This window comes from Metapseudomonas resinovorans (assembly GCF_002003485.1).
Classification (GTDB): domain Bacteria; phylum Pseudomonadota; class Gammaproteobacteria; order Pseudomonadales; family Pseudomonadaceae; genus Metapseudomonas; species Metapseudomonas resinovorans_D.
Map to the genome: position 1 here is coordinate 1 of NZ_BDMA01000068.1, position 13322 is coordinate 13322.

The following is a 13322-nucleotide window of genomic DNA, read 5'->3' on the forward strand; positions in this document are numbered from 1 at the left end:
CTGAAATACAAAACGCCCGATGCGGTGCATCGGGCGTTTTGAGGTCTGGAGGTTAGCCTGAAAGGTGTAAACCTATTTCAGGACTAGACACATCTCAGGGCTTGTGCGGCCGCGAAAGAAACTCGTGCGACTGCATTTCCAGCAGGCGACTCAATGTGCGCTGGAACTCGAAATTCAACCGGCCGCCGGAGTAGAGATCTTTCAGCTCCACCTCGGCGGAAATGATCAGCTTCACGTTGCGATCGTAGAACTCGTCCACCAGGTTGATGAAGCGGCGCGCCATGTCGTCCTTGGCCACGCCCATCTGCTCGACGTTGGCGAGGATCACCGCGTGGAAGACCTTGCCCAGTTCGATGTAGTCGTTCTGGCTGCGCGGACCGTCGCAAAGCTCGCGGAACTCGAACCAGGCAACGTCTTCGCAGACGCGCACAGCGCGAATTTCACGATTCTCGATCATCAGGGCTTCGTTTTCCTGCGCCATGGTGCAGTCGGGCAGCAGGCTCTTGAAGCTGCGGCTCAGGCTGGCCTCGGCCTCGGCGTCCAGCGGGAAGTGGAACAGCTCAGCCTGCTCCAGGGCACGCAGACGATAGTCCACGCCGCTGTCGACGTTGACGATATCGGTGTGCTCCTTCAGCAACGCAATGGCGGGCAGGAAACGCGCGCGCTGCAGGCCATCCTTGTAGAGACCGTCAGGCACGATGTTCGAGGTGGCCACCAGACAGACGCCGTTCTTGAACAGCTCTTCGAGGAGCGTCGCCAGGATCATGGCGTCGGTGATATCGGAGACGAAGAATTCGTCGAAGCAGATCACCCGAGCCTCGTCGGCGAAACGCTTGCCGATGATGGTCAACGGGTTCTTCTCGCCCTTGAGGGTTTTCATCTCCTCATGGACGCGCTTCATGAAACGGTGGAAGTGGGTACGCATCTTCTGCTTGAACGGCAGCGCGTCGTAGAAGGTATCCACCAGGTAGGTCTTGCCGCGACCTACGCCACCCCAGAAGTACAGGCCCTTCACCGGACCCTGGCGCTTCTTGCCGAACAGGCTGCCCAACAGGCCGGGCTTGCTGCGGTCGTCAGCGATCAGGTCGTCATACAGCCGCTGCAAATGGCGAACGGCAGTTTCCTGCGCGGCATCGTGGAAGAAATCCGGCCGCTTGAGATCGGACTGGTAGCGCTCGAGGGGGGTCATGATCGATAGCAAGGCAACGAAAAACGGGGCAGGTACTTTAGAGCCTGCCCCGTCGATTAGCAATTGGCGGCAACGCTAGCCGCTGCTATTCCTGAGGCGCTAGCGCCGAATAAAGGCGCTGGATCGCCGCATCTCGGGCCGCATCGTCAGCGAATGCAGGGCTGGACGCGACCTGCTCATCATCCAGCCAGATACCGAATGCGTCGCCTTCTACACGCAGGTCCAGCTCCTCACCCGACTGCAGGCGCTTGCTAACCTGGCCGGCAGCCTTGCCATCGGCGAAGGAGCGGGACAGCAGCAATTGCTCGCCATCGACGTCCAGCAGGCGGAAGCGGAAGCTGCCGTCTTCATCGCGGAAGCTGACGAAGCGGGCGCTCTTGGCTGCCTTTTTCTTCGCCTCGCCACCGGCCTGCACGTTAGTGCGGAACGAACGCAGGCCCACGGCTTCACGCAGTTCGTTGAGGAACGGCGTGGCAATCTTGCGAGCCTTGGCGGCGCCAGCCAGGAGGATGTCCTCCAGGTCGGACGGACGCTCGATCAGCGCGTGATAGCGCTCGCGTGCCTCGCCCAGTTCACCGTCCAGCAACTGGAAGAGACGCTGCTTGGCTTCACCCCAGGCCAGCCCTGCCAGCAGGTCGGCGCGGAACTCAGCCAGCTGCGCCGGCGCGGCGAACGCCTGGTAGAGGGTGAACAGGTGGGAGTTGTCCGGATCCTTCGGCTCACCAGGGGCGCGGGAGTCGGTAACGATGCGCGCGATGGCGTCCTTCAGCTGCTTGGCACTGCCGAACAGCGGAATGGTGTTGTCGTAGCTCTTGGACATCTTGCGACCATCGAGGCCGGGCAGGGTCGCCACTTCTTCCTCGATCACCGCCTCGGGCAGGGTGAAGAACTCACGACCAGCGCCGAACAGGTGGTTGAAGCGCTGACCAATGTCACGGGCCATTTCCACGTGTTGGATCTGGTCACGGCCGACCGGCACTTTGTGGGCGTTGAACATCAGGATGTCCGCTGCCATCAGTACGGGGTAGCTGTACAGACCCATGGTGACGCCGGCGTCCGGGTCTTCGCCATTCTCCACGTTCTTGTCCACGGACGCCTTGTAGGCGTGCGCACGGTTGAGCAATCCCTTGGCGCTGACACAGGTGAGCAACCAGGTGAGTTCGGGAATTTCGGGAATGTCGGACTGGCGGTAGAAGGTCGCCTTGTCGGTATCCAGGCCACAAGCCAGCCAGGTGGCGGCGATCTCGAGGCGCGAACGCTGGATACGGACCGGGTCGTCGCACTTGATCAGCGCGTGGTAGTCGGCCAGGAAGTAGAAGGAATCGACGTCGCTGGCGCGGCTGGCAACGATGGCAGGGCGGATCGCGCCTGCGTAGTTGCCGAGGTGCGGCGTGCCGGTGGTGGTAATGCCGGTAAGGATTCGAGTGCTCATGGAGTTCGCTTGTCGGACTACGTTCAGAATCAGAGACGCGGCAGGACCAGGTCCTTGAGATCGGTCAGCTTGCCGTGAAAGAAGTGCCCGCATTCTGCCACTTTCAGCAGCTCATGGGGGCGCGCAAGTCCGGCGGACCAGTCGTAGACGGCCTGGGGTGCCACGACTTCGTCGGCATCGGGCTGGATCACCGCCAATTCACCGCCCTCGGGCAACGGGTTGTCCGCCGTCAGACGCATTACGGCCGGGGCTACCATGAACAGACGCGGCACCGCGATTCCCTGACGCTCCAGACGACCAGCCAGGCTGGCTGCAACGAAACCCCCAAAGGAAAAGCCGAACAGGGTCAGCGGCAGCTCCGGACGCTGCGCACGGAACCAGTGGGCCGCGGCTTCCGCGTCATCCACTTCGCCTGTGCCCATGTCATGGCTGCCGGCGCTGGCGCCCACGCCTCGATAGTTGAAACGCAAAGTGCTATAGCCTGCGTCACGGGCGGTGCGCTGCAAGGTGGAAACCACTTTGTTGAGCATGGTGCCGCCTTGCACCGGATTGGGATGACAGATCAGCGCCAGGCCCTTGGCCTCAGGCAGATCAAGGTGCAGCGCCTCGAGTTGGCCACAGGGACCATCGAGCAGAAGAGGGTTTTCGCGGATCAACAAGGGAAACTCCGTGACCCCGTGACGGGTCGACTCGTCTTGGATTAGCACAACAGGGCTTGTGTCGCGGTATACAGCGCGGATTCGAGCCGTTAACGTAAAGCAAAGCCGTTTATAGAGGAAGGACTCGTGGAACAGTCGCTCACCGTCTGGTTGTTACCAGCCTTCGCCCTGCTCGCCGGTATCGGCATCGGTTTCCTGATCGCCCGCCTGGTGCCCAATGCGGCTCCGAGTCGGACACAGCGCCAGCTGGATGATCTGCAGGAACGCTTCGATACCTACCAGAGCGAGGTGGTCACTCACTTCAACACCACCGCCAGCCTGGTGAAAAAGCTCACCCAGAGCTACCAGGAAGTACAAGAGCATCTGTCCGAAGGCGCCAGCCGCCTGGCTCTGGACGAGCTGACCCGCCAACGCCTGCTGGCCGCGCTGCACGCTGACGAGGCTGCCAGCCCACGCGAGCGTCTGACCCCGCCCAAGAGCAACGAAGCACCGAAGGACTACGCCCCCAAGGCACCGGACGCCCCGGGCACCCTGGACGAGACTTTCGGCCTGAAAGGCAAGTACTGATTCCGAACAGGTCGGCTAACCGGCTGGCCGAATCGGAAGACAATAAAAAGCCCCGCAATCGCGGGGCTTTTTATTGGGCTGGACCTTAGATCGCACCGCGTTCGCGGAGAACCTCGAGCACCAGCTTCACAGCTTCTTCCACGTTGACGGACTGGGTATCGATCACCAGATCGGCATTCAGCGGCACATCGTAGGGGAAGGACTCGCCTGGGATGTTGTCCTGGCCAGCTGCGTAGAGGCCTTGCGGATCACGTTCGCGGCAGGCCAGCGGCGATGCCTGCACGTAGACGGTGATCAGGCGATCAGCACCGATCAGCGCCTTGGCCTGCTCGCGACCTTCGGCATCCGGCGCCACGAAAGCGGCCAGGGTAACCAGGCCGGCTTCGTTGAACTGGCGCGCAACGTGAGCGGCACGACGCCAGTTCTCGGTGCGTCCGGCGCGATCCTGCGGCAGTCCCTTGTTCAGGTCGTGGCGCAGGTTCTGGCCATCCAGTACGTATACGGCACGGCCCATGTCGAACAGTTTGCGCTCCACGGCATAGGCCAGGGTGCTCTTGCCCGCGCCGGAGAGGCCGCTGAACAGGACGGTGGCCGACTGCTGACCGAAGCGCGAGGCGCGCTCTTCGCGGGAGACGTGGGCCTGCTTGCCATGGTGGCCATCGACGTTACGACCGGCCTGCGGATCGGCGATGATCATGCCGGCACCGACGGTGCCATTGGTCAGGCGATCGATGACGATGAAGGCGCCGGTCGTGCGGTTCTGCTCGTAGCCATCGAGGGCAACGGGGGCATCCAGGCTGACCTTGACCTTGGCGATCTCGTTCAACTGCAGCCCGCTGCCCGGGGTTTCTTCAAGGGTGTTCACGTCCACCTTGTGCACGATGCTCGGGATGGAACCCGGCACATAGCTGGTCGCACGCTTGATGTCGTATTTCTTGCCCGGAAGCATGGGCTCCTCGGCCATCCATACCAGCATGGCGTCAAAGCTGTCGGTCACTACCGGACGGTTGTCGGCATGCACCAGCATGTCGCCGCGGGACACGTCGATCTCGTCTTCCAGGGTCAGGGTAACGGCCTGGCCCGGACCGGCCTGCTCCAGCTCACCTTCGTAGGTGACGATGGACTTGACCCGGCTGCCCTTGCCGGACGGCAGGGCCACCACGTCGTCACCCTTGCGCACGATGCCGCTGGCAAGTGTGCCGGCGAAGCCACGGAAGTTCAGGTTCGGACGGTTCACGTACTGCACCGGGAAGCGCATGTCGGAGACGTTGCGGTCGCCGGCGATTTCCACGGTTTCGAGGATTTCCATCAGCGACTGGCCGGTGTACCAGGGCGAGCGCTCGCTCTTGTTCACCACGTTGTCGCCCTTCAGCGCCGACATCGGCACGAAGTTGATCGAGGTGGGGTTGAGCTTGATGCGGTCAGCGAACTGCAGGTAGTCGGCCTTGATGCTCTCGAACACACCCTGGTCGAAGTCTTTCAGGTCCATCTTGTTGATGGCGACGACGATGTGCTTGATACCCAGCAAGGACGCGATGTAGCTGTGCCGGCGGGTCTGGGTCTGCACGCCGTAGCGGGCGTCAACCAGGATAATGGCCAGGTCGCAGGTGGATGCGCCGGTGGCCATGTTGCGGGTGTACTGCTCATGGCCGGGGGTGTCGGCGATGATGAACTTGCGCTTGGCGGTGCTGAAGTAGCGATACGCCACGTCGATGGTAATGCCTTGCTCGCGCTCGGCCTGCAGACCGTCCACCAGCAGCGCCAGGTCGACGTCGTCACCGGTGGTGCCGACTTTCTTCGAATCGCGGGTGATGGCTTCCAGATGGTCTTCGTAGATCATCTTGGAGTCGTGCAGCAGGCGCCCGATCAGGGTGCTCTTGCCGTCGTCGACGTTGCCGCAAGTGAGGAAGCGCAGCAGTTCCTTGCGTTCGTGCTGGGCCAGGTACGCGAGGATGTCCTCGCTGATCAGATCGGATTGATGGCTCATGGTGCGGAATCCTTAGAAATAGCCCTGACGTTTCTTCTCTTCCATCGAACCGGCGGCGTCGTGGTCGATGACCCGCCCCTGGCGTTCGGAAGTACGGGTCAGGAGCATTTCCTGGATGATTTCCGGCAACGTGGTCGCCGAGGACTCCACCGCGCCGGTCAGCGGGTAGCAGCCCAGGGTGCGGAATCGCACCATGCGCTTCTCGATGCGTGCTTTCTCTTCGTCGGAGAGGTGCTCGAGGATGCGCTCGTCGTCGATCATGATCAGCGTGCCGTTCTTCTCGATGACCTCGCGCTCGGCGGCGAAGTACAGCGGGACGATCGGGATCTGTTCCAGATAGATGTATTGCCAGATGTCCAGTTCGGTCCAGTTGGACAACGGGAAGACGCGGATCGACTCGCCCTTCTTCACCTTGCCGTTGTAGACGTTCCACAGTTCCGGACGCTGGTTTTTCGGGTCCCAGCGGTGCTTGCTGTCGCGGAAGGAATACACGCGCTCCTTGGCGCGGGACTTCTCCTCGTCGCGACGAGCGCCGCCGAAGGCCGCATCGAAGCCGTACTTGTCGAGCGCCTGCTTGAGGCCCTCGGTCTTCATCACGTCAGTGTGCTTCGCGCTGCCATGGGTGAAGGGGTTGATGCCCTGGGCGACGCCTTCCGGGTTCACGTGAGTGATCAGGTCCAGGCCCATTTCGGCGACCATCTTGTCGCGGAACTGGTACATCTCCTGGAACTTCCAGCGGGTGTCGACGTGCATGACCGGGAACGGCAGCTTGCCGGGGAAGAACGCCTTGCGCGCCAGGTGCAGCATGACGGCGGAGTCTTTACCGATGGAATAGAGCATCACCGGGTTGTCGAATTCGGCGGCCACTTCACGAATGATGTGGATGCTCTCCGCCTCCAGCTGTTTCAGGTGCGTCAGTTTATCGAGCATGGCTACTCACGAAGGTCTTTCTGATACGACGGCCGGCGGGCCGTGGACGAGCGGGCACTCTATCACAGCGCAAGGCTCTAACTGGGGGACTGGTTATACCGAAAAAATATACTTATATAGCCGTACGAATTCAGTGGCAGTGACGCTGCCAGGGCCCTTCCACCTGAGCCACCACGCAGCCTCGGACGGGGGCTCTCCCCTTCCTCGGTCTACCTCCAGAAGCACGACAGTGCCGGCAAGGCTTACTCACTTCGCGACTTGTACCTGCGCAGCGCTGCGCTAGGATAGCCAGCACATTTTCCTGTACCGAAAGACTTCCCATGCGCCGCGTCGCCTTCGCCCTGCCCTTGCTCGTCCTGATCTCCGCATGCAGCAGCAAACCAACTCCCGTCCCGCAGCCAGTCCAGAAGCCAAAGCAACCGACGCTCATCACCCCCAGCGCCCATCCGACGTTCGGTTCGGTGCAACCGATCACGCCGCTGCGCGGCGACTTCGCGGGTAACGTCAGCGCCCAACGTTTCATCGATCGCATGGTCAGCCAGCACGACTTTAATCGCCAGCACCTGCAGGATCTGCTCGCCCAAACCCGCGAACTTGATTGGGTGATCCGCCTGATGGACCGTCAGGCACCGACCTACACACCGCCCAGCGGCCCCAATGGCGCCTGGCTCCGCTACCGGAAGAAATTCATCACACCGGGCAACGTGCGGAACGGCGTGTTGTTCTGGGACCAGTACGAAGTTGACCTGCAGCGTGCCTTCCAAACGTACGGCGTACCGCCGGAAATCATTGTCGGCATCATCGGCGTGGAGACCCGTTGGGGACGCGTGATGGGCAAGACACGGATCATCGACGCACTGGCTACCCTTTCCTTCTCTTACCCTCGCCGCGCCGAATTCTTCACTGGTGAACTGGAGCAGTTTCTTCTGCAAGCGCGCAAGGAAGGTGACGACCCACTGGCGCTGCGCGGTTCCTATGCCGGCGCAATGGGCTACGGACAGTTCATGCCGTCCTCCTTCACCCAATATGCCGTGGATTTCGACGGCGACGGACAACGAGACCTGTGGAATCCCCGCGATGCTATCGGCAGCGTGGCCAACTACTTCAAGCAGCACGGCTGGATCACCGGCGACACCGTGGCCGTGCGCGCCACCGGCCAGGCGCGATCGCTGGAAGACGGCTTCAAGACCCAGTATCCGATCGGTGTGCTGAATGCAGCCGGGCTCCGGCCGCAGGGTTCGCTGGGCAATCACCAAAGCGCCAGCCTGCTGCGCCTGGACATGGGCAACACCTACCAGTACTGGTATGGGCTACCGAACTTCTACGTGATCACCCGCTATAACCACAGCACGCACTACGCCATGGCGGTGTGGGAATTGGGCAGGGCGGTACAGAGCCAACGTCACAGCTCTCGATGAAAAACGGCCGGCTCACTGAGCCGGCCGTTTTTTCTTTGCAATACGAATTCAGGCTGGGTTGGCGCAGTCGATGAACAAGTGCTCGATGGCGAAGCGTTTGGCCAGGTAGTCGCCTAGCGCCTGTACACCATAGCGCTCGGTGGCATGGTGGCCGGCTGCAATGAAGCTGACACCATTCTCCCGCGCACTGTGCACGGTCTGTTCGGAGACTTCGCCGGTGAGATACGCATCGACACCCGCAGCAATCGCCTGATCGATATAGCCCTGGCCACCGCCGGTGCACCAGCCGATACGGCTGATCATACGGTCGCCCTCCACCAGCAGAGGCTCGCGTCCGAGCACCTCGCGCACGCGACGGGCGAAGTCGGTGGCGGTCATGGGCTCGGCCAGCGAGCCAATCAAGCCGACGGTGCGCGGATTATCCGGCTCCAGCGGGCCTTCGACGATGATGTCGAGTTGACGCGCCAACTGGACGTTGTTGCCCACTTCCGGGTGCAGGTCCAGCGGCAAATGGTAGGCGAGCAGGCTGACATCATTGGATAGCAGGGTCTTCAGGCGGCGCTGCTTCATCCCCACCACACAGGGGTTCTCGCCCTTCCAGAAATAGCCATGGTGCACCAGCACCACATCGGCCCCGGCCTCGATCGCAGCGTCCAGCAGCGCCTGACTGGCGGTGACGCCGGTGACGATCCGACTGACCTGTGGACGCCCCTCGACCTGCAGTCCATTAGGGCAGTAATCCTGGATGCGCGAAGCGTTCAGGTAGCGCTCCGCTTCTTCCACCAGAGTGTTCAGGGCAATGGCCATGGCATTCCTCACAAGCTGTTGCGGACGACTCGTTTTTAACGGGCGCCCTCGTATAATGGCGCCACCTTAAGGGGCACCCCTGCCCCCCGCAACCCTCAGGATTCTCCCTCGATGCTCAAGGCGCTGCGATTCTTCAGCTGGCCCCTGGTTGTCGGCGTGCTCGCGGCACTGCTGATCATCCAGCAATACCCGGACTGGGTCGGCCTGCCCCGCGAGGAAGTGCATCTGCAAGAAGCCCCCAAGTTCAACTTCACCCGCCAGGGCCCGGACTCCTATGCCGACGCGGTGACCAACGCATCGCCGGCGGTGGCCAACCTTTACACCACCAAGATGGTGAGCAAGCCGGCGCATCCGCTGTTCGAAGACCCGCAATTCCGCCGGTTCTTCGGTGACAACCTGCCGCGCCAGCGGCGCATGGAGTCGAGCCTCGGTTCGGCGGTGATCATGAGCCCGGAAGGCTACCTGCTGACCAACAACCATGTGACCGCGGGCGCCGACCAGATCGTGGTCGCCCTGAAGGACGGCCGTGAAACCCTGGCACGCCTGGTGGGCAGCGACCCGGAAACCGACCTGGCGGTGCTGAAGATCGACCTCAAGGATCTGCCGCCGATTACCCTAGGCCGCTCGGATAACATCCGCATCGGTGACGTCGCCCTCGCAATCGGCAACCCCTTCGGTGTCGGCCAGACTGTGACCATGGGCATCATCAGCGCCACCGGCCGGAACCAGCTGGGCCTGAACACCTATGAAGACTTCATCCAGACCGACGCCGCGATCAACCCCGGCAATTCCGGCGGCGCGCTGGTGGACGCCAACGGCAACCTGATCGGCATCAACACCGCGATCTTCTCCAAGTCCGGCGGTTCCCAGGGCATCGGCTTTGCAATTCCGGTCAAGCTGGCGCTGGAAGTCATGAAGGCAATCGTCGAGCACGGCTCGGTGATTCGCGGCTGGCTCGGAATCGAAGTTCAGCCCTTGACCCCGGAATTGGCGGAATCCTTCGGCCTGGAAGGTCGCCCCGGCATCGTCGTCGCCGGTATCTACCGCGACAGTCCGGCCCAACGCGCCACCCTCCAACCCGGCGACATCATCCTCAGCATCGACGGCGAGCCGGCTGGCGATGGCCGTCGCTCGATGAACCAAGTGGCGCGCACCCGCCCCGGCGAGAAAGTGAGCATCCAGGTGATGCGCAATGGCCAGGAGCTGGAACTGACCGCAGAGGTCGGTGTGCGGCCGCCGCCCAGCAACAACGGCGGTAGCTGATCGATAAAAAACGGCGCCTAAAGGCGCCGTTTTCTTTTCCTCGATCCAAGCAGGAATCATCCGACACTGGACAGGAACGAATCTCGCCTCTAAAAATGTTATGTTATTACGTTATTCGCGAGACATCTGATGCGCCTCCATCAATTTGCCCCTGCCACTGGGCTACTCCTCAGCCTGCTCGGTGAAGCCACTGCTGCCGAAACCTCCCTGTCCCTGCTTCTGGACGACATTCAGATTGACGATCGCCATCAGGAAAGGGCTGACGGCCCAGTACGTGGCTACCGTGCAACCCGTTCGGCCAGTGCCACCCGCACTGACACCGATATCCGTGACATCCCTCAAGCGATCAGCGTGGTCCCGGCCAAGGTGCTGGACGACCTCGACATTTCCCGCCTCGATCGGGCACTGGACTTTGCCGGAGGTGTATCGCGCCAGAACAACTTCGGCGGCCTGACGTTCCTCTCCTACAGCATCCGCGGCTTCACCACCGGAGAGCTGTACAAGAATGGTTTCGCCATCAATCGCGGCAGCTACAGCTCGCCGGACGCCTCCACTATCGAGCGCATCGAAGTGCTCAAGGGCCCGGCTGCCAGCCTTTACGGCCGTGGCGATCCGGGCGGCACGGTGAACATCGTGACCAAGAAGCCCCAGGCCGAGCGCTTCTCCCGCTTGAAGGCGAGCGCGGGGAGTTGGGATCGCTATCGCGCCAGCCTGGACGTCAATGCGCCGCTCGACGACGCAGACACGCTTCTGTCACGCATCAACCTGGCCACGGAAGACAACGGCAGCTTCCGCGACCATGTCGGCAACCAGCGCCTGGTCGTCAGCCCTTCCCTCAGCTGGCAGTTGAACCCCGACACTCGCTTGCTGCTGGAGACGGAGTTCGTTCAGCACGAATCGGTGTTCGATCGCGGCATCCCGACCGTGAATGGAGAGTTGGGCTCGGTCAAGCGCTCCACCTTCCTCGGCGAGCCGAATGACGGCGACATCCGCAATCGCAACCAGATGATCCAGGCCAGCCTCGAACACCACCTCGACGAGACGTGGAAAATCCGCCTGGCCACTCACTTCGCCCAGGGACACCTGCAAGGCGACGCCACGGAAGCATCACGACTGATCGGCAAGCAGGTCAGCCGCTTCTATCGGCAGCGCGACTTCGAATGGAACGACAGTATTACCCAACTGGAACTGCACGGACTGTTCGAGACCGGCAGCTGGCTGCACCAGACCCTCGCCGGACTGGAGTACGAGAACTACCGCAATAGCCAGAAATATCCACAGAGCGTCGCTTCCCTGGACTACGGGCAGGACATCTACTACCCCGTGTACGGCAAGCCGAAGCCGGCGCTGGTCAATCCCAACGACTTCTTCGAGCAGGTGGAAAGCCACGCGCTGAACCTGCAGGACCAGATTGACTTCGGTGGTGGCTGGAAGGGATTGATCGGTGCCCGCTTCGAGCATTTCGAACAATCCGCGCTGAATCGCACCACCAGCGTGCGCAACGACCAGCACAAGGACAGCCGCACCCTGCGCAGCGGACTGCTCTACCAACTGACACCGGAGATCGGCCTGTTCGCCAACGCGGCGACCTCAGTCAAACCCAACACCATTGGCAGCCAGGGCACCGTATTCGAACCCGAGAAAGGACTGGGCAAGGAAGCTGGCCTCAAGCTCGACCTGCTGGAAGGCCGCCTCGGAGCCACGGCCGCACTCTTCCACATCGACAAGGAAAACGTGCTGACGGCCGACCCGAACAATCCCGGCGAAAACATCGCTGCCGGCCGTGCACGCAGCCAGGGCCTGGACCTTCAAGTCAGTGGCCAACTGACCGACGCGGTTCGGTTGATCGCCGCCTATGCCTACATCGACGCAGAGATCACCAAGGACAACGTGCTCCCCGAAGGCAGCCGCCTGCTCGGCGTGCCTGAACACAGCGGCAGCCTGTTGGCGGTCTACGAATTTCAGGACGGTCGACTGCGCGGCTCGGACGTCGGCGCCGCCTTCAACTATGTCGGTGATCGCTCCGGCCAAGCCGGCAGCCAATTCGAGCTACCCGCCTACGCCACCTTCGACCTGCTCGCTCATTACAGGGCCAGCGAGCGAGCAACCCTCGGTTTGAACCTCAACAACCTCTTCGATCGCAAGTACTACGAGCGCTCGTACAACAGCGTCTGGGTCATGCCCGGCGAGCCCCGCAACCTCAACCTCAACCTCAGCCTCACCCTCGACCTCTGAAAAGGAATCTCCATGCGACTGGATAAACGCTTCCTCCTCACTCCCCTCCTCGCAGCCGTCTTCGCAGGCAACGTGCATGCGCACGGCCTTTGGACCGAACAACGGCGCGGCAACATCGAAGTGATCTACGGCCACGGCGCCGAGGACGACGCCTTCAAGGCCGAAAAAATCAGCGGTGCCTGGGCCTTCGATGCACAAGGACGAATGATCCCCGTGTCGGTCGAGCGCCTTGCGGACCATGCACGGCTCAACCCCTTGAAAGCGCCGGCAACCCTCGCGGTTGCCCTGGACAATGGTCCCTGGTCGCAGACCGCCGACAAGCAATGGATAAACCAGGGCCAGCGGCAGGTTCCCGGGGCTGTCGCCTCCATCCACACCTGGAAATACAGCCTGGCCTTCTATCAATCAGGTGCGCAGCTGCCGGACCTCAAGCGCGTACGCCTGGCGATAGTGCCAGAAGCCGATCCGCTGGAAGTGGGGCCAGGCAACACCCTGCCAGTACGGGTCCTGCTGGATGGCAAGCCGGCATCCGGCGTCGAACTGATCGGTGACTACCGCGGCGAGCCCAATACTGTGAGTACCAGGACCGACGCCGAAGGGCGCGCCAAGGTGCTGGTACGCAATGCGGGGCTGAACATCGTCGCCGCCCAGGTCACCTTGGACACTCCGAACGATCCCGACGTGAAGCAACAAGGGCTGTTCAGCTCGCTGACCTTCCTCGGCGCACCGCACCACGAGTAGGCGTTGTCTAGTCCTGAAATAGGTTTACACCTTTCAGGCTAACCTCCAGACCTCAAAACGCCCGATGCACCGCATCGGGCGTTTTGTATTTCAG

11 protein-coding genes are annotated in these 13322 nt (G+C 62.0%); 5 read left to right on the top strand and 6 right to left on the bottom strand.

Annotation, left to right across the window (positions count from 1 at the left end; all coding sequences use genetic code 11):
* Positions 1-94: 94 nt before the first annotated feature.
* The 3 genes from zapE to MnOB_RS19645 form a co-directional block, all read right to left on the bottom strand.
* Positions 95-1189: a cell division protein ZapE gene (gene zapE, locus MnOB_RS19635; protein WP_077525918.1), complete on the bottom strand. Its 1095-nt coding sequence runs from the start codon at positions 1187-1189 to the stop codon at positions 95-97.
* Between the two features lie 85 nt (positions 1190-1274).
* A complete protein-coding gene (locus MnOB_RS19640; protein WP_077525919.1) occupies positions 1275-2621 on the bottom strand; it encodes a tryptophan--tRNA ligase in 1347 nt (448 codons plus the stop codon).
* Positions 2622-2650: 29 nt separating this feature from the next.
* On the bottom strand, positions 2651-3280 hold the full coding sequence (locus MnOB_RS19645; RefSeq protein ID WP_077525920.1) for an alpha/beta hydrolase: 630 nt from the start codon (positions 3278-3280) through the stop codon (positions 2651-2653).
* A 126-nt stretch (positions 3281-3406) separates the two neighbouring features.
* On the opposite strand from MnOB_RS19645, the gene MnOB_RS19650 reads away from it, so the two are divergent.
* Positions 3407-3847, top strand: a complete 441-nt coding sequence (locus MnOB_RS19650) for a Z-ring associated ZapG family protein (protein ID WP_028628476.1) — start codon at positions 3407-3409, stop codon at positions 3845-3847.
* Positions 3848-3932: 85 nt separating this feature from the next.
* On the opposite strand, the gene cysN is transcribed toward MnOB_RS19650, so the two are convergent.
* Positions 3933-5834, bottom strand: coding sequence for a sulfate adenylyltransferase subunit CysN (gene cysN / locus MnOB_RS19655; protein ID WP_077525921.1), 1902 nt, complete (start codon positions 5832-5834; stop codon positions 3933-3935).
* 12 nt (positions 5835-5846) lie between these two features.
* Positions 5847-6764 carry a sulfate adenylyltransferase subunit CysD gene (cysD, locus tag MnOB_RS19660; protein WP_077525922.1) on the bottom strand — a complete coding sequence of 306 codons (918 nt, stop codon included), beginning with the start codon at positions 6762-6764 and terminating at the stop codon, positions 5847-5849.
* Between the two features lie 320 nt (positions 6765-7084).
* On the opposite strand from cysD, the gene mltB reads away from it, so the two are divergent.
* Positions 7085-8182, top strand: a complete 1098-nt coding sequence (mltB, locus tag MnOB_RS19665) for a lytic murein transglycosylase B (protein WP_077525923.1) — start codon at positions 7085-7087, stop codon at positions 8180-8182.
* A gap of 48 nt (positions 8183-8230) precedes the next feature.
* Here mltB and MnOB_RS19670 read toward each other — a convergent pair whose 3' ends face one another.
* Positions 8231-8989, bottom strand: coding sequence for a Nif3-like dinuclear metal center hexameric protein (locus MnOB_RS19670; RefSeq protein ID WP_077525924.1), 759 nt, complete (start codon positions 8987-8989; stop codon positions 8231-8233).
* 111 nt (positions 8990-9100) lie between these two features.
* Between MnOB_RS19670 and algW the strand changes: the two genes are divergently transcribed.
* The 3 genes from algW to MnOB_RS19685 all read left to right on the top strand — a co-directional run bounded on the left by algW (position 9101) and on the right by MnOB_RS19685 (position 13228).
* Positions 9101-10252 (top strand): Do family serine endopeptidase AlgW, encoded by a 1152-nt coding sequence (gene algW / locus MnOB_RS19675; protein ID WP_077525925.1) that lies wholly within the window; start codon positions 9101-9103, stop codon positions 10250-10252.
* A gap of 129 nt (positions 10253-10381) precedes the next feature.
* Entirely contained in the window at positions 10382-12487 is a 2106-nt protein-coding gene (locus tag MnOB_RS19680) for a TonB-dependent siderophore receptor (RefSeq protein WP_077525926.1), read from the top strand.
* Positions 12488-12499: 12 nt separating this feature from the next.
* The gene (locus tag MnOB_RS19685; RefSeq protein ID WP_077525927.1) at positions 12500-13228 is read left to right on the top strand and encodes a DUF4198 domain-containing protein; all 729 of its coding nucleotides are present in this window, start codon (positions 12500-12502) and stop codon (positions 13226-13228) included.
* Positions 13229-13322: the final 94 nt, after the last annotated feature.